Annotated in this window: 18 protein-coding genes; 17 read left to right on the top strand and 1 reads right to left on the bottom strand. The window is 68.7% G+C overall.

The window, feature by feature from the left end; genetic code table 11:
- From ACWF99_RS07850 to ACWF99_RS07895, 10 genes are all read left to right on the top strand, one after another.
- Positions 1-3,243: SDR family NAD(P)-dependent oxidoreductase (locus ACWF99_RS07850; protein WP_452535422.1), on the top strand; the 3,243-nt coding region annotated here is incomplete at its 5' end.
- Positions 3,244-3,272: 29 nt separating this feature from the next.
- The gene (locus tag ACWF99_RS07855; protein WP_452535424.1) at positions 3,273-5,501 is read left to right on the top strand and encodes a beta-ketoacyl synthase; all 2,229 of its coding nucleotides are present in this window, start codon (positions 3,273-3,275) and stop codon (positions 5,499-5,501) included.
- Positions 5,479-6,732, top strand: coding sequence for an MFS transporter (locus tag ACWF99_RS07860; RefSeq protein ID WP_452535426.1), 1,254 nt, complete (start codon positions 5,479-5,481; stop codon positions 6,730-6,732). The genes ACWF99_RS07855 and ACWF99_RS07860 overlap by 23 nt, the downstream gene beginning before the upstream one ends.
- A 61-nt stretch (positions 6,733-6,793) precedes the next feature.
- Positions 6,794-7,711, top strand: a complete 918-nt coding sequence (locus ACWF99_RS07865) for an acyl-CoA desaturase (RefSeq protein WP_452535428.1) — start codon at positions 6,794-6,796, stop codon at positions 7,709-7,711.
- A gap of 12 nt (positions 7,712-7,723) precedes the next feature.
- Complete coding sequence (locus ACWF99_RS07870; RefSeq protein WP_056810906.1) at positions 7,724-7,981, top strand: acyl carrier protein; 258 nt, start codon at positions 7,724-7,726, stop codon at positions 7,979-7,981.
- Between the two features lie 2 nt (positions 7,982-7,983).
- Complete coding sequence (locus tag ACWF99_RS07875; RefSeq protein WP_452535430.1) at positions 7,984-8,877, top strand: class I SAM-dependent methyltransferase; 894 nt, start codon at positions 7,984-7,986, stop codon at positions 8,875-8,877.
- Positions 8,874-10,133 (top strand): cytochrome P450, encoded by a 1,260-nt coding sequence (locus ACWF99_RS07880; protein ID WP_452535432.1) that lies wholly within the window; start codon positions 8,874-8,876, stop codon positions 10,131-10,133. Before ACWF99_RS07875 ends, ACWF99_RS07880 begins: the two co-directional genes overlap by 4 nt.
- Positions 10,130-10,867 (top strand): thioesterase II family protein, encoded by a 738-nt coding sequence (locus ACWF99_RS07885; protein WP_452535434.1) that lies wholly within the window; start codon positions 10,130-10,132, stop codon positions 10,865-10,867. Before ACWF99_RS07880 ends, ACWF99_RS07885 begins: the two co-directional genes overlap by 4 nt.
- Positions 10,868-10,875: 8 nt before the next feature.
- Positions 10,876-12,534: a fatty acyl-AMP ligase gene (locus ACWF99_RS07890; protein ID WP_452535435.1), complete on the top strand. Its 1,659-nt coding sequence runs from the start codon at positions 10,876-10,878 to the stop codon at positions 12,532-12,534.
- Positions 12,531-13,739, top strand: coding sequence for a cytochrome P450 (locus ACWF99_RS07895; protein WP_378626856.1), 1,209 nt, complete (start codon positions 12,531-12,533; stop codon positions 13,737-13,739). The genes ACWF99_RS07890 and ACWF99_RS07895 overlap by 4 nt, the downstream gene beginning before the upstream one ends.
- 3 nt (positions 13,740-13,742) lie before the next feature.
- Here ACWF99_RS07895 and ACWF99_RS07900 read toward each other — a convergent pair whose 3' ends face one another.
- Positions 13,743-14,537, bottom strand: a complete 795-nt coding sequence (locus ACWF99_RS07900; RefSeq protein ID WP_378626857.1) for an MBL fold metallo-hydrolase — start codon at positions 14,535-14,537, stop codon at positions 13,743-13,745.
- A gap of 254 nt (positions 14,538-14,791) precedes the next feature.
- Between ACWF99_RS07900 and ACWF99_RS07905 the strand changes: the two genes are divergently transcribed.
- The 7 genes from ACWF99_RS07905 to ACWF99_RS07935 all read left to right on the top strand — a co-directional run bounded on the left by ACWF99_RS07905 (position 14,792) and on the right by ACWF99_RS07935 (position 24,485).
- Positions 14,792-15,556: a tyrosine-protein phosphatase gene (locus ACWF99_RS07905; protein ID WP_378626859.1), complete on the top strand. Its 765-nt coding sequence runs from the start codon at positions 14,792-14,794 to the stop codon at positions 15,554-15,556.
- Positions 15,557-15,763: 207 nt separating this feature from the next.
- A complete protein-coding gene (locus tag ACWF99_RS07910) occupies positions 15,764-17,998 on the top strand; it encodes a SulP family inorganic anion transporter (protein WP_452535436.1) in 2,235 nt (744 codons plus the stop codon).
- A 220-nt stretch (positions 17,999-18,218) separates the two neighbouring features.
- The gene (locus ACWF99_RS07915) at positions 18,219-20,444 is read left to right on the top strand and encodes a SulP family inorganic anion transporter (protein WP_452535438.1); all 2,226 of its coding nucleotides are present in this window, start codon (positions 18,219-18,221) and stop codon (positions 20,442-20,444) included.
- Positions 20,445-20,488: 44 nt separating this feature from the next.
- Complete coding sequence (locus tag ACWF99_RS07920; protein ID WP_378626864.1) at positions 20,489-20,980, top strand: TIGR02611 family protein; 492 nt, start codon at positions 20,489-20,491, stop codon at positions 20,978-20,980.
- The gene (locus tag ACWF99_RS07925; protein WP_378626865.1) at positions 20,977-21,633 is read left to right on the top strand and encodes a (2Fe-2S)-binding protein; all 657 of its coding nucleotides are present in this window, start codon (positions 20,977-20,979) and stop codon (positions 21,631-21,633) included. The genes ACWF99_RS07920 and ACWF99_RS07925 overlap by 4 nt, the downstream gene beginning before the upstream one ends.
- A 237-nt stretch (positions 21,634-21,870) precedes the next feature.
- A complete protein-coding gene (thrS, locus tag ACWF99_RS07930; protein ID WP_452535441.1) occupies positions 21,871-23,934 on the top strand; it encodes a threonine--tRNA ligase in 2,064 nt (687 codons plus the stop codon).
- Complete coding sequence (locus ACWF99_RS07935; RefSeq protein WP_378626868.1) at positions 23,931-24,485, top strand: HIT family protein; 555 nt, start codon at positions 23,931-23,933, stop codon at positions 24,483-24,485. Before thrS ends, ACWF99_RS07935 begins: the two co-directional genes overlap by 4 nt.

A 24,485-nucleotide genomic window follows, 5' to 3' on the forward strand; every position in this document is an offset into this window, starting at 1 on the left:
GATCTCGGTGTGGATTCGATCAAGCGGGTGCAGATCATGGGTGCGGTCGGTGAGCGTATCGACGGGGTGCCCGCCGTGGGCCCGGAGCAGGTCGCGGAGTTGCGGACGCTGAGCGACATCGTGGACTTCGTTGCCGCGTCCGTGGTTTCGGGTCCGAGTGCGGGCCCGGCGACGACCGGTCCGGCGCTCGACGCCGATGCGGTGTGGTCGGTGCTGTCGCAGGTCGTCTCGGAGAAGACGGGTTACCCGCCGGAGATGCTGGCGTTGTCGTTGGATCTGGAAGCCGATCTCGGTGTGGATTCGATCAAGCGGGTGCAGATCATGGGTGCGGTCGGTGAGCGTATCGACGGGGTGCCCGCCGTGGGCCCGGAGCAGGTCGCCGAACTGCGGACCCTGAGCGACATCGTGGATTTCGTCGCCGCGTCGGTCGTTTCGGCACCTGGCGTAGCGCCCGCGACCGAATCGGTGGTCGACGCCGATGCGGTGTGGTCGGTGTTGGTGCAGGTCGTCTCCGAGAAGACGGGCTATCCGACGGAGATGCTGGCGTTGTCGCTGGATCTGGAAGCCGATCTCGGTGTGGATTCGATCAAGCGGGTGCAGATCATGGGTGCGGTCGGTGAGCGCATCGACGGTGTGCCCGCCGTGGGTCCTGAGCAGGTCGCCGAACTGCGGACGCTGAGCGACATCGTCGATTTCGTCGCCGGCTCCGCCGCTCCCGCCACCACCCCGGCTGCCCCCACGGTGGGTGGCGGTTCGGAAGCCGCCGGTGAACAAGAGCTTCAGCCGGGATCCGGCCAGGCCGGGATCGAGAACGATCCGGTGCTGCTGCGGATCGTGCCGGTCGAACTTCCCCCCATCGACCGCGTCGACCAGCCCTACGCGGCGGAGCGGACGGCCCTGATCGTCGACCACGGTGACAACGCCGCGGCGGCTCTCGCGACCGGCCTCGAACAGCAGGGATGGACCGTGCGCACGGCCGCCGTCGCGGCCCGCGACGACGCCGGAGTAGCCGCATGGGACGGCGCCACCGTACAGGGGGCGATCGAGGCCGCGCTGAAAGATGTCGCGCGGCTGGATCTGTGCCTGACCGTGCTGCCCGCGGACAGCCAGTGGCTGGTGGGCGGTCATCGGCTCGCCGATACGATCCACACCGCCACGCTGGTGCACGACCGCCTGATGGCGACCGCCGAAGCCGGGACGCGGGCGGCGTTCGTCACGCTCACCCGCATCGACGGGGTGCTCGGCCACCGAGGTGAACGAGCGGCAGCCGCCGCCGTTGTCGGCGGGGTCAGCGGTCTGGTGAAGACCCTCGCGCAGGAAGCGCCCGGAGTGTTCTGCCGGGCATTGGATCTCTCGCCGCTGCTGACCGACGAGGCACTGATCGTCTCCGTCCTCGCCGAACTCGACGACGCCGCGATCGACGCTCGCGAAGTCGGGGTCGACGCCGACCACACCCGCTGGACGCTGCGTCCGCAGGCGGTCGAAAGTTCCGCCTCGGCCACCGAACTCGCCCTCACCACCGACGATGTTCTCGTCGTCACCGGTGGCGCCCGGGGAGTGACCGCGCGGTGTGTTCGTGCACTGGCCGTTCGCACGCCCTGCGAGTTCCTCTTGCTCGGACGCACCGAACTCGAGGCCGAGCCGGAATGGGCGGCGGGCGTCGCCGATGACGCCCTCAAGGCCGCTGCCATCGCCGCTGTGCGTGCCGCGGGTGAGCAGCCGACCCCGAAGCAGGTCGACCGCCTCACCCGAAACCTCCTGGCACAGCGTGAGATCCGCGCGACCGTCGATGCCGTGGCCGAGACCGGCGCACGGGTGCGCTACCTCGCGGTCGACATCACCGACGCCGAAGCCACCGAGCGGGCACTCGCACCGGACGCGGGCCGGATCACCGGCATCGTGCACGGGGCAGGCGCCCTCGCGGATTCCCTGCTCCCCGCCAAGACGGCCGACGACATCCGCCTCGTCCTCGCGACCAAGCTGGACGGGCTGTACAACGTGGTCACCGCCCTGCGCGAGGCCACGCTCGGGCACCTCATCCTGTTCGGGTCGGTGGCCGGGGTCTACGGCAATCCGGGTCAGGCCGACTACGCGGTCGCCAACGAAGCCCTCAACCGGGCGGCGGTGAGCTGGCGACGGCAGGGTCTGGCCGGACACGTCACCACCGTCAACTGGGGTGCGTGGGACGGCGGCATGGTGACTCCGCAGTTGCGCGAAGTCTTCCTCGCCCGCGGTGTCGCGCTGCTCGGGATGGACGCCGGAGCCCGGATGTTCGCCGAACAGTTCGCTCCCGCTCGCGCCGACGACGTGTCGGTGCTGGTCGGTCCCGCGGCACCGCTGGCCACGGCCGTGACCCTCACCCCGACCGGCCCTTTCGCTACGCACCGTGATCTCGCGCCGCTGGCTGGGGACGCGGTGATCGGCGATCATCGCGTCGGCAAGTTCCCGGTGTTCCCGGCGGCCGCCGGACTCGGCTGGGCGATCAACGTGCTCGAGCGCGCGAACCCCGGCCTGCGGGTGGTGGAATGCACCGGCTTCGAGGTACTGCGGGGCATCGTTTACGACGGCAAGGACGAACGCTCCTACCGGCTCGAGGCGCAGGCGGGGACGGTCGTCGACGACGGTCTCAGCGTCACGGTCTGGATCCGCAGCGACGAACCGGGCAAGACACTGGCGCCGTCGCACTTCACCGGCACCTTCCTCCTCGCCGCTGAAACACGGCCCGCTCCCGTCGTTTCCGATTGGCCGGGGTACGCGATCGGTGTGGGACCGGAGAACGGGCTCGACGTCTACCGTGCCGCGGACCTGTTCCACGGGCCGCTGCTGCAGGGCGTGCGCCGCATTCTGGAACGAGCCGACCGCCGCCTCGTCGTCGAAGGCAAGCTCCCCGACGCCCGCATCGGCACCGGTAACTACGCGGGGGCACTGCACAGTCCGGTGCTGGCCGACGTCGCGATCCAGGCCGGCGCGTTGCTCGGTGTGTGGTTCATGAACTCGGCCTGCCTGCCGCTGTCGATCGGGCGCATCGAGTACTTCGCCCCCTTGCCGGACGACAGTTCGTTCGTGCTGGTGGTCGACGACCTGCGTGCCAACGCGACCGGCACCGAGGTCACCGTGACCGTCACGGCGTGTGATCCGAACGGCACTGTGCTGCAGCGCTACTCCGATCTCGCCGTGATCGCCACCCCGGAGATGACCGAGAAGTTCGCCGAGGCCGTGCGGTTACGCGAGCAGCGCGCGTGAGCATCGTCGATGTGAGGAATGGAGATCCGATGACCATCACACCACTGGACACCCTCGACTTCGACGGTGAGCCCTTCGACGTCCTGGCCTGGTCGCTGGCACTGGAGCCGGCCACCAGGCCCGCCCCCGCACCGTCATCCCCGCCGGCCACGGCACCGGAGGCCCCGTCGCCGAGCTCGGCGGTGCCCGCGGTGCGACACACCACCGCACCGGCACCTTCGGCCCCCGCACCGGCGGGCGACGTGCCTGTCGACCCCATTTCCGCCCTCCTGCACGAGGTCCGGTCCGAGCTGGTGACTGCGCACCTGTCGGCGATGGACGTGCAGACCGCATTGCAGCGGCGCGCCCTCGCAAGTCTCGGTCACGAGGAGCGCGTCGTCCGGACCGACACGGAAATCGCTCCCGTGTCGCCCAGCTGGGCGGAACAGTCCTTCGCGGTGATGGTCGACTACACGCCGGCAACCGGTCTCGCGGTCTCCGCGGCGCCCGGGCACCCGGTGGTCTTCGAGCTGCCTGCGCCCGCGACCACCATGAACGCCTTCAAGTTCCTCGCCCGCACGCCCATCACCACACTGAACGGCACCGACCTCGCCGCGCTGGGCAGGGGCGACATCGCCGCTGTCTTCGGTCCGGCCTACGACCAGGAAGGCGTCAACCCCGACATCCGGCTGACCGACGGCACCCACGGCACCCTCACCGAGGTGCTCGAGATCGCCGGACGTGAAGGGCCATGGGCCAGAGGGCGATTGCGGGCCACCTGCCGCGTCGACGGCCCCGATCCGGTCACCTCGGCAACCGAGCTCACCTGGCAGGCCGCCCAGGTCTTCGCGGTGCGCGCGGGCTTGCAGCTGTGCCTGGCCGGGGCCCGATTCCAGGCGGGCGAGCCCTTCGAGGTGACCGTGTCCGCGCCGATGACAGGCCCCGTCGAGCTGATCGCCGACGTGGTCCAGATCGACCTGCTTCCGCGTCCCTGGCTCCGGATCAACGCCGAGATCCGGTGTGCGGGTGAAGTAGTGGCGCGCGTGCACGGCCTCACCCTCGCGGTCGCGGAGGAACCGGGTCTGCCGATCGGTCCCGAGGTCGGCGGCGAGATTCCCCGATTCCTCGGCCGCCGCAACGCCTTCGGGCAGCGTGCGCTGCTCGGCGAATTCCACATGACCCACAGCGCCCGCGGTGACCTCGGCATCGCGCTCGGCCCCGAGTTCTCGGGCTACGCGGGTCGCAGGGCCACCCGCATGCCCAACCACGGACTCCAGCTCTGCGACCGGGTCATGGCCGTCGACGGACGACGCGGACAGCTCGACGCGGGCAGCTCGCACACCGAGTACGACTCGCCCGCCGACTCCTGGTACTACCTCGAGTCGGCCAACGCCTCCATGCCCAACGTCGTCTACATGGAGACCTCGCTGCAATCGGCGTTGCTGCTCGGCTACTTCCTCGGCGCCACCCTCACTTCGCCGGGGGAGGATTTCAGCCTGCGCAATCTCGACGGCTCCGCGACCGTACTGCGCGAGGTCGACCTGCGGGACAAGACGATTCAGCAGACCAGCAGGCTGATCGACACCACCGTCCTGGTCGGCGTCGTGTTGCAGACGTTCTCCTACGAACTCGCGGTGGACGGTGAACCGTTCTACGCGGGGGAGTCGCTGTTCGGGTTCTTCAACGCCCCGGCGCTGGCGAACCAGAACGGACTCGACAACGGCGAGTTCGTGCCGACGTGGCTCGACAGCCAGCAGCGCCGCCCCGCTGTCCGGGTGATCGACGTGGCGGCCAGGCGCGCCGCGGGCACCGGCATGCCGTGCGCGGTCGGGCACCTGGCGATGCTCGACAGCATCGAGACCGTCGACGGCGCGGGCACATTCGGGCTCGGCTACCTGCGTGCCACCCGCCCGGTCGCCGCCGACGACTGGTTCTTCGGCTACCACTTCTACCTCGACCCGGTGATGCCGGGATCGCTCGGGGTCGAGGCGGTGATCCAGGCGATGCAGGAGTGGACGGTCGACTCCGGCCTCGCCGCCGAGCTGGTCGCGCCGGAATTCGTGCTCCCGGTGGGAGTGTCGATGTCGTGGCGGTATCGCGGGCAGATCCTGGCGACCGACGAGCTGATGACCCTCGAGGTGCACATCAAAAGCGTCGAACGGCGCCCCGGCCGGATCCGGGTGATCGCCGACGCGAGCGTCTGGAAACCGAGTATGCGGATCTACGAACTCATCGATGTCGCCGTGGAGTTGCGCGATGCCGACGCCCAACCCTGGTGAAGCGCACGGGCATCCGGTGACGGACACCGACGCCGTGCCGTCGTCGATTCGGTGGCTGCCGGTCCTGGTGCTCGCGCTCGGCGCGTTCTGCGCGGGCACCGACAACTACCTCGTCGCCGGGGTACTGGCACCGATGGCGGCCGACCTGCGGGTCTCCGTCGCCGGCGCCGGGTTGTTCGTCACCGGCTACTCGCTGGCCTACGCGCTCGGCGCACCCGTCGTGGTCACTGTGCTGCGGGTGCGCTCGCCACGGCAACTGCTGCTGGCCGCGATCGCGCTGTTCGCCGTCGTCAATCTGCTCGCCGCGGTGGCCTGGTCGCCCTGGGTGATGGCGGTGGCTCGCATCGCGGCCGGGTGCGTCGCGGGGATCTATGTGCCCCTGGCCGCCGCGGCGGCGGCCGGGATGGCCACGGCGGACCGTCGCGGACGGGCACTGGCGGTCATCCTGGGCGGCATCTCGATCGCCACCGTGGCCGGTGTGCCGCTCGGGGTGTGGGTCGCCGGGCTGTCGTCGTGGCGGATGGCGTTCGTCGCCGTCGCCGCGGTGGCGGTGATCACGACTGTCGGTGTGGCACTGACGGTTCCGGTGGGCGACACCACACCCCTGGTGTCGCTGCGTCAGCGACTCGCGCCCTTGCGGCACCCACCGGTGTGGTTGGGGCTCGCGGTGACGATCTCGGGCATGACCGCGGGATTGATGGTCTTCACCTACGTGGGCCCCATCTACGCCGAGGTCCCGGCCGTGGGGGCGGACTACGTCGGCGCGCTGATCATGGCGCACGGCGTCGGCGCGATCTTCGGCCTGTGGGGCGGGAGCGTGCTCGTCGACCGATTCGGCGCCCGGCCGGTCCTGCTCGGCGCGCTGACGATCTTCACCGCGAACCTCGCCTGGCAGCCGATCGCCGCGCACACCTTGGCGAGCACCGTCGCCTTCGTCACGATCTGGGGTGTGGTCGGCTGGGCCTTTCTGCCCGCGCAGCAACACAGCATGATCGCCGACGCCGCCCCCGAGCAGGCACCGATGTTGTTGTCGCTCAACGGCTCGGCCTTGTATCTCGGGGCCGCACTCGGCTCGTCGATCGGTGGAGCCGTCATCGCGGTCTTCGGCGCCGATCACCTCTGGATGTTCGCCACCGGCTTCGGCGCGCTGAGTGTCGCGCTGTCGCTGGTCCGTCATAAACAATTCCGATCCGACGATCGGCAATTGTCACACGCCGTCGCCGACCGCTGAAGCGATGGTTACGGTAATAATGTTGCGCCCGGTTTCTATACCGCTGAGGTGAAGTGAACAAATGAATCCCGATCCGCGCAGAAAAACGATCAGCAGTCCCTATATTCATCGACTGCAACGACGCCATTTCCTGCTGTTCGATATTCTCCCGATCATCGGCACCGTCGTAGCCTTCGCCTTCCTGCTGGTCCGGCCCTTCGGTCTGCTGGAATTCGCCCTGCTCTTCGGGATGTGGCTGCTCACCGGACTCGGCGTGACCGTCGGCTACCACCGGCTGTTCACCCACCGCACGTTCAAGGCGGCGCCGTGGGTGACCTGGGTGCTCGCGATCCTCGGTTCGATGGCGGGCCAGGGCCCGGTCATCTCCTGGGTCGCGCTGCACCGGCGCCACCACGAGTACAGCGATCGCGAAGGCGACCCGCACTCACCCAACCTCGCCGGAGACGGCCTGCGCGGGGCCCTGCGCGGCCTGGCCCACTCGCATTTCCTGTGGATGCGCCGCCACGAGTACCCGAACGTGGTGCACTACGCACCCGATCTGATCAAGGACCGTGGCCTGGTCCGCATCGCCCGCCTCTACTACTACTGGGTGGCGCTGGGGCTGCTGATCCCGACGGTGATCGGCGGCCTGGTCTCGATGAGCTGGACCGGCGCGGTCGCCGGCCTGCTCTGGGGCGGACTGGTACGCATCTTCGTTCTCGAGCACATCGTGTGGGCGATCAATTCGTTCCTGCACATGTTCGGCACCCGTCGGTACGAATCCCGTGAGAACAGCCACAACGGTGGTTTATTCGCGCTGGCGACACTGGGGGAGTCGTGGCACAACAATCACCACGCGTTTCCCGAGTCGCCCTCTTTCGGGTTGGACTGGTATCGACTCGACCCCGGTTTCTGGCTTATTCGGACACTGTCGTTCTGTGGTCTCGCCTGGGACCTGAAAATGCCCTCCGCCGAACGCATGGCAGCCAAGCGAATCTAAGGAATTCTCACCATGGATACGAGTAAAGAAGCCATTGTCACCTGGTGCCAGGAATACCTCGCGAGTCTGCTCGAGGTACCGGCCGCCACCATCGACCCGGCCACCGATTTCGACCGCCTCGGCATCGACTCGGCCCTCGCCGTGGCGCTGCTGATCGAGGTCGAGGACCGCTACGGCGTCGATCTGGCGCCCGAGGACCTGTTCGACAACCCGAACCTCGACGCCGTCGCCGCCTACCTGCACGAGCAGAGCCGGCGGAGTGTGGGGTAGCGATGTCGGTGCATATCGAGCGGTCCGTCGCGGCCGCCGCAGCGATCCGTCACCACTACGACGCGGGTAACGACTTCTATCGCCTCTGGCTCGACGAGTCGTTGTCCTACTCCTGCGCCCTGCGCGAAAACCCCGATGACACATTGGAACTCGCCCAGGACCGCAAACTGCGATTCCACCTGGACGCGATCGGCGCCGAGCACGCCGCCACCGTCCTCGACATCGGCTGCGGGTGGGGCGCGATCCTCGAACGGTTGGCCGGAGCGGGCGTGGCCAGGTCTGTCGGGCTGACACTGAGCCCCGAGCAGGCCGAGTTCGTCCGCGCGCGCGCCTGCCCGGGCGTCGAAGTGCGGACCGAGAACTGGCTGCACTACGAGCCGGACACCCGCTTCGACGGCATCATCTCGATCGGCGCGTTCGAACACTTCGCGACCCCCGACGATTCGCCGGAACAGAAGATCGGTGTGTACCGGGACTTCTTCACGCGGTGCCGTGACTGGCTCGAGCCCGACGGCATGCTGTCGCTGCAGACCATCGCCTACGCGAACATGTCCCGCGACCAGGCCAGCGCCTTCATGCAGCAGGAGATCTTCCCCGACGCCGACCTGCCGACCCTGGCCGAGATCACCGCCGCGGCCGAGGGACTGTTCGAGGTGCGCTCGATCAGCAACGGGCGCCTCGACTACGCCTGGACGTGTGAACAGTGGGCGCGCAGACTGCGGACCCACCGCGCCGAAGCCGTCGAGATCGTCGGCGCCGACGTGGTCGCCCGTTACGAGCGCTATCTGAAGCTGTCGGCGCTCGGTTTCCGGATGGGCAAGATCGGCCTGCTGCGGCTGGTGCTGGCGCCCTACCGCACCGGATTCTTCACCGATCGACGCGTGCGGTCGGCATGACCACGCATTCGCCCGACCCCGTCGCACCGACCAGGACCCGGGTTCGGTTCAACCCCTTCAGCGCCGAATTCCGGCACGACCCGTATCCGCTCTACCAGCAGTTGCGCGAGGCCGAGCCGGTGCACCGGACGCTCGGCATGTGGGTGCTCACCCGGCACGCCGAGGTGCGCGGCGTACTGCACGACCGCTCGTTCAGCGCCGGGCTGATCCCCAGTCTGGTGAGCAGGCAGGCCGAGCGGCTCGGGCACTGCAGCGTCGCGCAGATCGAACGCCTCGGACGTAAGTCGCTGGTGTTCACCGACAATCCCGATCACGCGCGGTTGCGCGGGCTGGTGAACCGGGTGTTCACCGCCCGGTCGGTGGAATCGCTGCGACCGCTGGTGACCCGGGTCGCCGGCGATCTGATGGAGCGAGCCTGGCGCGACGGCGGCTTGGATGTCATCGCCGACCTGGCCGCGCCGCTGCCGGTCGCCGTGTTGTGCGAGTGGATGGATCTGCCCGAGGAGTTGCGCGGCCGGGTCGGGCCGTGGACCCACGACATCCGATTCCTGCTCGAACCCGGAATGATGAAGGCCGGGGACTTCGAGCGCGTCTGCGCGGTGGTCGAGGAGTTCGCCGCCGCCATCGACGCCGTGCTGTCCGAACGGCGAGCCCGGCCGGGCACCGATCTGATCAGCCAGCTGCTCGCCGCGCGGACCGCGGGCGGGGATGTGCTCTCCGACGAGGAGCTGGTGTTCGTCTGCATCATGTGTTTCGTCGCGGGCAACGAGACCACCAAATCGCTGATCGGCAACGGAACGCTCGCCCTGCTGCGGCACCCCGAGCAGGCCGCGCTGCTGCACCGCGGACCGGAATCGGTCGAGGCCGCGGTCACCGAGGCGCTGCGCTACGACCCGCCGTTGCAATTGACCAAGCGCCTGGCCACCCGCGATATCCAGCTCGACGGTGCCAGGATCTCGGCCGGCGACCAGATCCTGGTGTGTCTCGGCGCGGCCAACCGCGACCCCGCCGTCTTCGCCGGACCCGACGAGTTCGACCTGACCCGCACCGGCGGTGGACATCTGGGCTTCGGCCACGGTATGCACGGGTGCCTCGGCGGACTTCTCGCCGAACTGCAGGCACAGGTCGCCTTCGAGTACCTGTTCGTCCGTTCCGAACACCTGGAACAACGACCGGCCGAACTCGAGTGGCAGGACCACAGTTTCATCGTGCGCGGCCTGAAGAGCCTGCCCGTCGACGTACGGCGGGCACCGTGACGGGCACCGGACTGGTCAAGTCATGGTTGCGCAGCGACACCGCGCCCGCGGCGGTCCGGCTGGTGTGCATCCCGCACGCGGGCGCCGGGGCGTCGTCGTTCAACCGCTGGCCCGACCTGTTCGGGCCCGAGATCGGGGTGGTCCGCGTCCAGCTCCCCGGCCGCGAGGACGTCGCGCAGCAGCCGCCGCTGCACCGGGTCGACGAGGCGGTCGACGAATTGGTCGGCCAGATAACCCAATCGGCGGAAACGCCGGTGGCGATCTACGGCCACAGCATGGGCGCGCTGATCGCCTATGAACTGGCCCGTGCGCTGACCCTCGCGGATCGGCCACCGATCCACCTGTTCGTCTCCGGTCGCCGCGCACCGCACCTGGCGGCGAGTCGCGCGGTCCTGCATCGCCTGCCCGACCAGGACTTCGCCGACGCGATGGCGGCGATGGGAGCGTGGGGCGCGGCGGGCCGCAGCGCGAGCTTCCTGCGGTACGCGCTGCCGCTGACGCGGGCGGATCTGGAGTTGTCGGAGGAGTACAGCCACCGGCCGCACCCTCGGCTCGCCTGCCCGATCACGACGTTCTACGGCACCGAGGACCCGATCGCCGATCCCGAAGAAGTGTGGGCGTGGGGCACGGTGACGGACGGCCCGTTCGCCACGCACGAGTTCACCGGTGATCACCTGTTCCACCATCGACATCGCGCGGCTATCGCGGCGATCATGACCGCCGCCCTGACCTGAGGACCGACGTGCAGCTATTACCCGACATCCTCGCGCGTCGCGCCGTCGACGAGCCGGACCGCATCGCCTACATCTTCCTCGACGACAACGGTGCCGAGCACACCACCACGACCTATCGAGAACTCCACGACCAGGCGATGGCGGTGGCGCGACTGCTGCGCGCGCGGTGCGAACCGGGCGACCGTGCCCTGCTGGTCTTCCCGCAGTGCGTCGAATTCATCACCGCCTACTTCGGCTGCCTCTACGCGAATATCGTCGCCGTGCCGGTGAATCCGCCGCGGCGCGGCAAGGTTCAGGACGCGACCCGCGCCATCGTCGCCGACTGCGCCCCCACCGCCGTGCTGACGATCGGGGAGGTGCTCGAGCCCCTGCGATCGGTGCTCGAGCCGCTCTGTACCGCACAGCAGTGGCTGGCCGTCGACGAATTGCCTACGGCGGAAACCGATTTCACGCCGATGGCGGTGGATCCGGATTCGGTGGCGTTCCTGCAATACACCTCCGGGTCGACCTCAGCGCCCAAGGGCGTGATGGTGACGCATCGAAATCTCGTGGCCAACGAGGAGATGATCCGGCACAGTTTCGGCCACGACCGCGACTCGACCGTCGTCGGCTGGGCGCCGTTCTTCCACGATCAGGGCCTGATCGGCAATGTGCTGCAACCGGTGTACGTCGGCGCAACCTGTATCCAGATGTCGCCGACAACCTTCATCCGGCGCCCCCTGCGGTGGCTCGAGGCCATCTCGCGCTATCGCGCGCACACCAGTGGCGGCCCGAACTTCGCCTTCGACGCCTGTGTCGCGCGCGCGGCGGCGGGCGAACTGCCCGATCTGGACCTGAGCTCCTGGAAGGTCGCCTTCAACGGCGCCGAGCCGATCCGGGCCGAAACCCTCGACCGATTCGCGAAAACCTTTGCCCCGCTGGGGTTCGGCGCCCAATCGGTGTTCCCCTGCTACGGGCTGGCGGAGGCCACGTTGCTGGTCTCGGCGAGCGGGAAGGGACGCGGTCCGCGGTTGCTGGACGCCGACATCGACGCGCTCGCCGATCGACGCTATGTCGCGGCCGCGGTGGATCAGGGTCGCACGCTCGTCGGTTCGGGAGTGGTACTGCCGGGTGAGGACCTGCGCATCGTCGACCCGGAGACGGGCGAGCTCTGCCCGCCGGATCGGGCAGGGGAGATCTGGGTGGCGGGTGACCATGTGGCCCAGGGCTATCGGGGCCTGCCCGAGGCGACCGCCGCGACCTTCCAGGCTCGCCTCGCCGACGATGCCGAGCGCGCCTACCTGCGCACGGGCGACCTCGGCCTGGTCGTCGACGGTGAACTGTACGTGGTGGGCCGGCTCAAGGACATGATCATCATCCGGGGCCGCAACTACTACCCGCACGACATCGAGCACACCGTGGCGCGCGCGCACCCGGCGCTACGACCCGGCAGTGGCGCGGCGTTCGCGGTGCCGGGACGCGACGGCGAGAAACTGGTCGTCGTCCAGGAGCTCGAGCGCGACGCCGATGCCGATGCCGACGACATCGTGGGTGCCATCCGGGCAGCGGTGACGCAGGAGCACGAACTCGCCGTGGCGGACGTGGTGCTCGCCGCGCCGAACACCGTGCAGAAGACGAGCAGCGGAAAGATCATGCGAGCAGCGGCAAGAAAGCGATACCTGGAATGAGCACCGAGACCTTCGTCTTCGATCCCACCGCACCGGGATTCGCCGACGACCCCTATCCGCACTACGCCCAGCTGCGCGCCGCCGGACCCGCGCAGCAACATCCGCTCGGATTCTGGATCATCTCCCGGCACGCCGACGTGGCCGCGCTGCAGCGCTCGCCGCACTCCGTCGACGAGCAGCACCTGCGGCATCTGCCCGCGTGGAAGAGCGGCAGCACCGAGGTCCGCAAGGAGAGCCGGGTGATGGGCGGGCTGTCGATGCTGGACCAGGATCCGCCCGACCACACCCGCCTGCGGCGGCTGGTGTCGAAAGCCTTCACACCCCGGTCCATCGAATCGTTGCAGCCCCGCGTCGAGGAACTCGTCGAGGAAGCGCTGGCCCGGATCGCCGCGGCGGGCACGGCGGATGTCATTGCCGAACTGGCCTTTCCGCTGCCGTTCACCATCATCTCGGAGATGCTCGGCATCCCCGTCGGCGAGCACACCCGGTTGCGCGAGCTGACCGAAATCGTCGTGCTGGTGTTCGAGCCGTTCGCGAGCGCCGAGACCCAGGACCGGATCAGGGCCGCCAACCAGGAACTGTTCGGGATGGTCCGTGAACTGATCCGCTGGAAGCGCGCCGCCCCCGGCGACGACCTGCTCACCGCGCTGATCAGCGCCGAGGACAACGGCGACATGCTCAGCGAGGACGAGCTGATCTCGCAGGTGATGTTCCTCTACATCGCCGGCCACGAGACCACGGTGACCCATCTCGGCAGCGGAATCCTGTCACTGCTGCGGCACCCGGACCAGGCACGGCGGCTGCGCACCGAGCCGGACCTGGCGGCCGGCGCCGTCGACGAACTGATGCGTTTCGACACCCCGGTGCACCTGATGCGCCGGATCACCCTCGCGCCGTTGCGCGTCGGCGAGCACGAGATCCCGGCGGGCAGCTGGGTGATCGGCGCGCTGGCCGCCGCCAACCGGGACCCGGAGTTCTGGGGCGCCGACGCCGACGACCTGCGCCTGGACCGGCCGAACGCGCACCAGAACGTCTCGCTCGGCGCGGGCATCCACCACTGCCTCGGCGCCGCCCTGGTCCGGATGGAGGCGCGGATCGTGTTCCCGCGCTTCGTGGCCCGTTTTCCCGAGGCCGCGGTGGTCGACCAGACCTGGAACGGCCGGATCAACCTGCGCGGCCTCGCGACACTGACGGTCGCGGTGTAGCGCTCAGCTCGGCTGTTCGGCGGGCACCGAGAACCGCATGCCGGGTCGGCTCAGGTGTACGGGCCCGTCGAACTCCGCCGACACGTCGTCGCATCGAGCCTGCTGCCATTGCGGCTGTGCCGAGCCGAGATGGGTCAGCACCACCGAGCGCGCACCCGCGGCCGCGGCGGCCCGGCCGACCTCGGTGGCGCATAGATGGCCGTGAGCTGTGTGATCCGGCTCGGCGAGGGTGGACTCGGCGAGAAAGATGTCGACATCGGCGGCGAGCGCGACCAGGTTGTCGTTCCAGCCGGTGTCGCCGGTGAACGCGATACTGCCGGTGGGACTTTCGATCCGGATCCCGCAGGCGGGTTCGGTGTGCACCATGGGCACCAGCTCGATGCTGCAGTCGGTGAGCGTCTGCGTTGCGCCGCGCTCGTATTCGATGACCTCGTAGGCCAGGTCGAACGCCCGATTCAGGTCGGGAAAGGTCTTCACCGGGAACAGCGCGGCGAGCTGATCCAGCCTCGCGCGAGCGCCTTTCGGCACGAACAGCTTGATCCGGCGGTCCGGGGCGCCGGGGGCTCGGCGCATCGCCTGCTTGCCGATGGGCAGCACGTCGTAGCAGTGATCCAGATGCAGGTGGCTGATCACCACCGCGTCGAGCAGGCTCGCGTGCAGGTAGTTGCCGAGCATCACCGCGATGCCGGGACCACAGTCGAGCAGAATTCTCGACTGGCCGGTTTCGACCAGATAGCCCGAACTGGCTGCGCCGTCGGCGGGCATACCGGCTCGGTTTCCGACGATTGTCAGGTGCATGCGACATACCTTTCGACACGGAAGTTTTCGTGCCGACGGTATCGATGAGAACAGCTGCCGCCGACTCGTATCGAATATTTCGATCCGTCCATCGCATTTCGCGATCGAATCGACGTATGGAGTGTTCTGACCTGCGCAAATAGCCGGAAGCGCGTTCGGGGAGAGCGGATTTCGGAATTGCGGGTGCTCGGCACCGAATACCGTTGATCAATGTTTGGCGGCAGGTGCCGCGAAAAGTGAGAACGGGGATTGTGATGACCAACGGTGTGAGTTCTGCGATGGGCCGGGAATTGCCGCTGCGCGGTGCGGTGAACGCGCGCGATCTGGGTGGATTGCGCACAGTGGACGGGCGGCAGGTGCGTCGCCTGCGGGTGTTTCGGTCGGATCTGCTCACCCGGCTGGATGCCGGGGACGTGTCGTTTCTGCTCACCGACTGCGGACTTCGCACGGTCGTCGACCTGCGCGCGCCGGACGAGATCGTCACGGACGGAACGGGTGCGGTGGTCGACGCCGTCGCCGACTACCGGAACCTGCACGTCTACGGCGCGGACCGGGTGCGGCTCGACCTCACCGAGGTCTCGCCCGACGGGAGCATGTTCGACCGGTACTGCGAATACCTCGAGCACAGCAGCGAGAACATCGCCGCCGTGCTGCGTCTGCTCTCGGTTCCGGGGCAGCTGCCCGCGCTGATCCACTGCGCCGCGGGCAAGGACCGGACCGGGGTGGTGATCGCCCTGCTGCTCGCGGTAGCCGGGGTACGCGCCGACGACATCATCGCCGACTACGCCGCGACCACCCCGAACATCGCCGCGCTGCGGGCTCGCGACGGCCGGCCTGCCCGACCGGATGACGCGGCCGATCGGCTCCCCGCCTGGGTGTTCGCCGCCGACGCGATCACCATGCGCCAGTTCCTGACCCACCTGGACACCGAGCACGGTGGCCCCACCGCGTGGGCGACCCGTGCCGGTCTCGACCAGGCGACGCAACGGCAGCTGGCCGAGAACCTGCTCTGTGACTGAGGTCACAGAACGACGGCGATTCCGTCCCATTCTTCCCAGAACGTTTTCTAATGCTTGGGAACTTCTTTACTATTAACCCGACTCTGTGTCTGGGGTCCGATCTCTTCGAGCAGTGCTGCAGATCCGCCGTTCGCTCGCAGCTCAGCATCAATTGCCAGTGCATGTTCGACCGATGAACCGGGAGCTCACCCGCCCCGGCGAAGGAGAATGATGACCGACAATGATCCGGGCACCACTACGACCACTACCACCGCGACGGCGCGTCCGATGTCGTGCGCGTCACTGAAATCGGTTCTCCAGCAAGACCTTCCGGCGTCACTGGTGGTCTTCCTGGTGGCCCTGCCGCTGTCGCTCGGCGTCGCACTGGCCTCCGGCGCACCGGTCGTCGCCGGGCTCATCGCCGCCGCTGTCGGCGGGGTGGTCGCCGGGTTGCTCGGCGGCTCGAAGGTTCAGGTCAGCGGGCCGACCGCGAGTCTCGCCGTCGTCGTGGCGGGAGCGGTCCAGCAATTCGGCTGGGCCGCTATGTGTTTCATCACTGTCGGCGCTGGTGTACTACAGATTCTGTTCGGGCTCAGTCGGATCGCGCGCGCCGCGCTGGGAATCGCGCCGGTCGTGGTGCACGCGATGCTCGCCGGCATCGGAGTGGTGATCGCGCTGCAGCAGGTCCACGTCCTGCTCGGCGGCGCGACGGTCAGCTCGCCGTGGGCGAGCATCGTCGCGCTCCCGCATCAGGTGATGTCGGTGCAGAAGGGTGACCTGTTCGTCGGGCTGCTCGTGATCGCCGTGCTGATCGGATGGCAGTATCTGCCGCGCCGGGTACGGGTGGTGCCCGGCCCGCTCGTCGCGGTGGTGGTGGCGACGGTGGTCTCGCTGGTGCTGCCGGTGACGGTGGAACGGGTGCGCCTCGACGGCTCGCTGCTCGACGGCATCGGGTTGCCCGCGCTGCCGCACGGCGGGTGGCTGCCGATCGCGCTCACCATGCTCACCATCGCCCTCATCGCCAGTGTGGAGACGCTGCTCTCGGCTGTCGCGGTCGACAAATTGCGCCCCGATCAGCGCACCGACTTCGACCGGGAACTGCTCGGTCAGGGTGCGGCGAACATGGTCTCCGGCGTGCTGGGCGGCCTGCCGATCGCCGCGGTCATCGTGCGCAGCATCACCAACGCCAACGCGGGCGCCCGCAGCAGGGCGGCCACCGTGCTGCACGGTGGCTGGATCCTGGTGTTCGCGATCGTGCTGGTCGGCCTGGTCCGCCAGATTCCGACAGCGGCGCTGGCCGGGCTGCTGGTGCTGATCGGGGTGCAGCTGGTGAAGCTGGCGCACATCAAGCGTGCCCGCCGCACCGGCGACATCTACGTCTACCTGGTCACCGTCATCGCCGTGGTGGCGCTGAACCTGTTGCAGGGCATGGTGATCGGACTCCTCGCCTCGTTCGCGCTGCTGCTGTGGCGGGTCGTGAAGTTCACCATCGTCGCGGCGCCGCGCGCCGACGGGAACTGGCTGGTACGCATCGCGGGCACCTGCACGTTCCTGGCCGCGCCCCGGCTCACGTCCGAACTGGCGAAGGTGCCGGCGGGTGTGGACGTGACCGTCGAACTGAGCGTGGACTTCCTCGACCACGCGGCGTGCGAGTTGCTCTCGGAGTGGGCCGACGCCCGTGAATCCGGCGGCGGCACAGTCGACTTCGTCGAGCTCGGGGCCGCGAGGATGGCCCGCACCCACGACGGGCCCCCCGAGCACGGCCACGCGCGGAAGGCGGTCGACGAGGCGATCCGGCCGTGGCGGCGCAGCGGCGGCGTCGACCCGATCGCCGCGGGCATCGCGGCCTACCATCGCCAGCACGCGCACCTGATGCGCCCGCACCTGGACGGGCTTCGGCACCGGCCCGATGCCGACACCTTCTTCCTGACCTGCGCCGACGCCCGCATCGTGCCCAACGTGATCACCAGCAGTGGTCCCGGCGACCTGTTCACGGTGCGCAATGTCGGCAATCTGGTGCCGGTCGGCGGCTCCGACGTCTCGGTGGAAGCGGCACTGATCTACGCGCTCGACAAGCTCGACGTGCGCTCGGTGGTGGTGTGCGGCCACAGTGGCTGCGGGGCGATGGAAGCGCTGTACCGCCAGGTGCAAGCCGGGCCGGGACTCGACGACTGGCTGGCCCATGCCCAGCCCACGCTGGCGGCGTTCCATGCCGGTCACCCCGTTGCCGAGGCCGCCAGGCTGGCGGGCTTCGGTTCGGTCGACCAGCTCGGCATGGTGAACGTGGCCCGGCAGGTGCAGACCCTGATCGACTATCCGGCGGTGCGCAGTGGCATCCGGGAGCGCGGGGTCGCGGTGTCGGGGCTGTTCTTCGACCTGGCGACCGCGCGGGTCATCGAGATCACCGCCGACGGGATCGCCGACTTCGACGAGGCCCGTCGCGCCGCCGCCGAACCGGTGTAAAGGGGGATAGTTGTGGGTCACACCACACCCTGCCTGCCGTTATGGCGAGACCCACTATTTGTGCGGCACACTGGCTTTGCCAATTCTTTACTAATAGGTTGGATCCATTCGTACCCGGTTCGCCGTCGCACCGGCATCTGTCAATGCTCCAGCCCCTTTGCTTCACCGTCCTCGTGATGATCGGCCTCGGCCCAGCGCCGGGAGCCGGCGAAGGAGAGTTATGTCTGTCGAGAACGACCTCGCCCCGCCTGCCGCGAAGGGCTCGTCGAACGAGTCGTCCCGTCCCGCGTGGCAACAGACGCTGCTGCGTCACGATCTACCCGCCTCCATCGTAGTTTTCCTGGTGGCACTGCCACTTTCGCTCGGCATCGCGGTCGCCTCCGGCGCGCCGATCGCCGCCGGTCTCGTCGCCGCCGTGATCGGTGGCGTGGTCGCGGGCCTGCTCGGCGGCTCGGTCCTGCAGGTCAGCGGTCCCGCCGCGGGTCTGACCGTGGTCGTCGCCGAGTCCATCGCGCAATTCGGCTGGCGCGTCACCTGTTTCATCGTCGTCGCCGCGGGCGTGCTGCAGATCCTGTTCGGGCTCAGCCGGATCGCGCGGGCCGCGCTCGCCGTCGCCCCCGTGGTGGTCCACGCCATGCTGGCCGGCATCGGCATCACCATCGCCCTGCAGCAGATCCATGTGCTGCTCGGCGGTTCCTCGCACAGCACCGCGCTGCGCAATCTGATCGAACTCCCCGGACAGCTGCTCTCGCTGCACGGTAGTGACGCGCTCGTCGGCGCCGTGGTGATCGCGGTGATGCTCGGCTGGAAGTACGTCCCACCGAAGCTGCGCGCCGTGCCGGGCCCGCTGGTCGCGGTGCTGGTGGGCACGGTGCTCTCGCTCGGCCTGCCCGAGGTCGAGCGCATCGCCCTGAGCGGGTCGGTCTTCGACGCGCTCGGCCTGCCGGAACTGCCCTCGGGCAACTGGTCCGCCGTCGCCATGATGGTGCTGACCATCGCGTTGATCGCCAGCGTGGAGAGCCTGCTCTCGGCCGTCGCGGTCGACAAGATGCACACCGGTCCGCGCACCGGTTTCGATCGGGAACTCATCGGCCAGGGCACGGCGAACGTCGTCTCGGGCCTGGTCGGTGGCCTGCCGATCACCGGTGTGATCGTGCGCAGCGCTACCAATGTGCAGGCGGGCGCGCGCACGAGGGCCTCGACCGTGCTGCACGGACTCTGGATTCTGCTGTTCTCGGTGGCGCTGGTCGGCCTGGTGGAGCAGATCCCCAAGGCCGCGCTGGCGGGTCTGCTCATCGTCATCGGCATGCAGCTGGTGAAACTGGCCCACATCCGGTTGGCCCGGCGCACCGGTGACCTGCTGGTCTATGTGGTGACCGTGCTCGGCGTGGTGTTCACCAACCTGCTCGAAGGCGTGGTCATCGGCCTCGCCCTGGCGTTCGGGCTGCTGCTGTGGCGGGTCGTGCGCGTGCAGGTGGCGGCGACCCCGATGCCCGACGGCCGCTGGCAGGTCCACATCGACGGCTCGTGCACCTTCCTCGCCTTGCCGAAACTGTCGGGGGAGCTGGCGAAGGTGCCCGCGGGCGCCGATGTGACCGTCGAGATGACCGTCGACTTCCTCGATCACGCCGCGTTCGAGGCGATCGAGGAGTGGCAGCGTCAGCAGGAAAGCGGCGGTGGCCGTGTCGATTTCGTCGAGATCGGCAGTGCGCGGATGGCCGATACCCCGGCCGCGCCGCCGATCCGCGGATTCGGTCGCGCCGCCATCGACGACATGCTGCGCCCGTGGCGGCACCAGAAGTCCGGCGGCGACGCGGTGACCGCGGGTGTCGCGGCCTATCACCGCGGCCACGCGCACGTCGTGCGACCGCATCTGGACGGGCTGCACGACAGTCAGGACCCGGACTCGTTCTTCCTGACCTGCTCGGATTCGCGGATCGTGCCCAACGTGATCACCAACAGCGGTCCCGGCGACCTGTTCACCGTGCGCAATGTGGGCAATCTGGTCCCGGTCAGCGGTGACGATTCCGTCGAAGCGGCACTGAGTTTCGCGTTGGACAGCCTCGCGGTGCGCTCGGTGGTGGTGTGTGGGCACTCCTCGTGCGGTGCGATGAAGGCGGTGCACTCCGCCGCCGCCACCGAGGGCGGCCTGAGCTCCTGGTTGCGCCACGCCGAGCCGACGGTGGAGCGGTTCCTCGCGGGCCATCCCGTGGCCGCCGCGGCCAAGGCGGCCGGGTACGACGAGGTGGACCAGCTGAGCATGGTCAATGTCGCCGTGCAGCTCGAGACCCTGGGACGTAATCCGGCGGTGCGCCGGGCGGTGACCGAGCGCGGACTGGCGGTGTCGGGGCTGTTCTTCGACATCGCGACCTCGCGGGTGCTCGAGGTGACGCTCGACGGGGTCAGCGCGATCGACGATCACGCCGTACTCGCCGTCACCGGTTGACGACACCGCGACCGGTGGGCGGTCGGACTCGTAGTCTGGAAATCATGACCAGCGATCCGACCGCCGCCGAGCGTGTCACCGACGGCCCCGACTCCGCGGACGAGGAGTCCACGGCCGAGCCGGGGCGGTGGGACGGGTTGAAGGAACGCGGGCGCGCCTTCCGGGCTCACATCGCCCAGCGCCCTACCCTCAACCTCGGCTACCGCATCGTCGTCGGCGTGGTCGGTGGGCTGGTCCTGCTCGTCGGGATCGTCACGATCCCGTACCCCGGACCCGGCTGGGCGCTGGTGTTCGCGGGATTCGGCATCCTGGCCACCGAGTTCGTCTGGGCCCACCACACCTTGACCTGGGTGCGCGGCAAGTACCGGATCGTCATGGACTGGTACACCTCGCGCGGTTGGTTCATCAAGGTGCTCGGCGCGGTGGGCACCTTCGCCCTCGTCCTCGTGACGTTGTGGCTGCTCGGTACGTTTTCGATGGTCGCAGGGTGGATCGGAGTCGATTGGCCATGGTTACACAGTCCCCTGATGTCGTGAGCACGGTTCCCGGCCACGTCCTCACCGACCCCGCCTGGATCGCGGCGCGGATCGACGCGTTGAGCCGTGCCTGGGGCACCGATGTTCCCCGGGTCGCGGGCACCCTGTGGTGGTGCATGGTCGCCTCGACACTGGTCGAGCAGATCGCTGTCGCCTACGCGGCGGGCACGCCCGCCCCGGTCGCCGCCCTCGGCGAATTCGACTGCGTGGTCCGGCCCGACGGTGGTGTCGAACACGCGCGGTTCCACCGGGTGCCGGTCGATGCCACCGGCCGTTCCGTGCGCTCGGATGTCGGTGGCGAGACCGGTGCGGCAGCGGCCGACGAGGTCGCCGCTGCCTTGCGTGACACCCTGACCGCCGTGATCTCCCAGGTCGCGGCGGTGTCGGGGGCCGGGATTCCGGCGCTGTGGGCGGTTGTCGCCGATGCCATCGGCAACCGGGCGCTGGACGCGGGCTCCCCGGACGCGGCGACCAGGCTGGCCGCAGACGTGGGCGCGCGCCTGCCCGCACCGCGGTTCGTCACCGTCGCGGGCCGCACCTTCGTCCGCCGCGCCTCGTGCTGCCTGGTCTACGAGGCGCCCGGCCGCGAGATGTGCACGAGCTGCCCGAAACGCTCGCCCGCCGACCGCGCGCAGCTGCTGGGACGTCTCTGAGCGCTCGGCGGTCACCACTGATCTGGTCAGCACAGGGGTAACTCGTGGGGTTCGGGGCGACCCGCCCCGGCCCTGACCATCGGCCGCCTGCCAAGATCAACACGCACCTGAGCCCGGCCGAGATTCCCGGGGAGGCGGGCTGCCCCACGCACGCTCCCGATAGCATGGGCGGGCGCAGGAAGGACCCTGCGAGAACTGCCGGATCGACCCGGCACCGAAGTCAAGGAGAGCATCCCCGTGACCACCTCTGCACCCATCAGTCCAGTCGCCCTCGTTCGAGTGCCGGCCGGGACTACGGCGGGCGCGGCGGTACGGGAAGCGGGTTTGCCCACCAAGGGCCCCGACACCGTCGTGGTCGTGCGCGATGTCGACGGCGCGCTCAAGGATCTGTCCTGGATTCCGGAGGAGGACGCCGACGTCGAGCCGGTCCCCGCGAACAGCGAGGACGGGCGCAGCGTGATCCGGCACTCGGCCGCACACGTGCTGGCCCAGGCGGTGCAGCAGGAGTTCCCCGACGCGAAACTCGGGATCGGCCCGCCGATCAAGGACGGCTTCTACTACGACTTCCAGGTCGACAAGCCCTTCACCCCCGAGGATCTGGCCAAGCTGGAATCGCGGATGAAGAAGATCATCAAAGGCGCGCAACGCTTTTCGCGGCGCGTCGTGGAGATCGACGACGCCCGCGTCGAACTGGCGAACGAGCCGTTCAAGCTCGAGCTGATCAGTGACAAGTCCGGCATCGACGATCCCGAGATCATGGAGGTCGGCGGCAACGAGCTGACCATCTACGACAACCTCGACCCGCGCACCGGCGAGAAGCTGTGGGGCGATCTGTGCCGCGGCCCGCACATCCCCACCACCAAGTTCATCCCCGCGTTCAAGCTCACCCGCTCCTCGGCCGCCTACTGGCGTGGCGACCAGGACCGCGAGGACCTGCAGCGCGTGTACGGCACCGCGTGGGAATCCACCGAGGCGATGGACGCCTACCTGGAGCTGCTGGCCGAGGCCGAGCGCCGTGATCACCGCAAGCTGGGCCTCGAGCTGGACCTGTTCTCCTTCCCCGACGCGCTCGGTTCGGGTCTGCCGGTTTTCCACCCCAAGGGCGGCATCATCCGCAAGGAGATGGAGGAGTACTCGCGTCAGCGCCACGTCGACGCGGGCTACGAGTTCGTCAACACCCCCCATCTCACCAAGGGGCATCTGTACGAGATCTCGGGCCATCTCGACTGGTACAAGGACGGCATGTTCCCGGCAATGCACCTCGACGCCGAGCTCAACGAGGACGGCACCGTCCGCAAGCCCGGCCAGGACTACTACGTCAAGCCGATGAACTGCCCGATGCACAACCTGATCTTCGGCGCGCGCGGTCGTTCCTACCGTGAGCTGCCGCTGCGGATGTTCGAGTTCGGTTCGGTGTACCGCTACGAGAAGTCCGGCGTGATCCACGGCCTGACCCGCGTGCGTGGCATGACCCAGGACGACGCGCACATCTACTGCACCAAAGAGCAGATGCACGCCGAGCTCACCAGCACCCTGCAGTTCGTCCTCGGCCTGCTGAAGGACTACGGTCTCGACGACTTCTACCTCGAGCTGTCCACCAAGGACCCGAAGAAGTACGTGGGCTCGGATGAGCTCTGGGCCGAGGCCACCGAAACCCTCGAGAAGGTCGCCGAGGCTTCCGGGCTCGACCTGGTGCCCGACCCCGGCGGCGCCGCGTTCTACGGCCCGAAGATCTCCGTGCAGGTCAAGGACGCGCTGGGCCGCACCTGGCAGATGTCGACCGTGCAGCTCGACTTCAACCTGCCCGATCGATTCGACCTCGAGTACACCGCCTCCGACGGCACCAAGCAGCGTCCGGTGATGATCCACCGCGCCCTGTTCGGCTCGATCGAACGCTTCTTCGGCGTCCTCACCGAGCACTACGCCGGTGCCTTCCCCGCCTGGCTCTCGCCGGTGCAGGTCGTCGGCATCCCGGTGGCGGAGAACTTCGCCCCGCACCTGGATTCGGTGATCGAACGGCTGCGCGACGCCGGCGTGCGGGCCCAGGTGGACCGCAGCGACGACCGGATGCAGAAGAAGATCTTCAACCAGACCGCGCAGAAGGTGCCGTTCATGCTGCTGGCGGGCGCGCGCGACGTGGAAGCGGGCGCGGTGAGCTTCCGGTTCCGCGACGGCACCCAGGTCAACGGCGTGCCGGTCGCCGACGCGATCGCCACCATCACCACCTGGGTCGCCCACCGCGTGAACGACTCACCCACCGCCGAGGGGTTCGAGGTCGTCTCCGCGGCGGTTCAGGCATGAGCGAGAACCTCGCCCCCGAGGCCGGCTCGATCGTCGACGCCGGGGCCGGCCAGCCCGACCGCCTGCAACGGTTGTGGACCCCGTACCGGATGTCCTACATCACCGGCGAGGTCAAGCCCAAGGACGCGACCGGGCATCCGTTCACCGATATCCCCAAGATGTCGGACGAGGACGGCCTGATCATCGCCCGCGGCGAGAATGTCTACGCCGTGCTCAACTTGTACCCGTACAACCCAGGGCACATGATGGTGGTGCCTTACCGCCGGGTAGCCGACCTGGAGGACCTCACGACCGCCGAGAGCGCGGAACTGATGGCCTTCACGCAGCGGGCCATCCGCGTGATGAAGCAGGTCTCGCGGCCTGCCGGATTCAACGTGGGTCTCAATCTCGGTGGTGTGGCCGGTGGTTCGCTCGCCGACCACCTGCACCAGCACATCGTGCCGCGCTGGGGCGGGGATGCGAACTTCATCACCGTGGTCGGCGGGGTGAAGGTGATGCCTCAGTTGTTGCGCGACACGCGGCAGCTGCTGGCGGAGGCGTGGGAGGAATAA

It is taken from the genome of Nocardia sp. NPDC055002 (assembly GCF_053608825.1).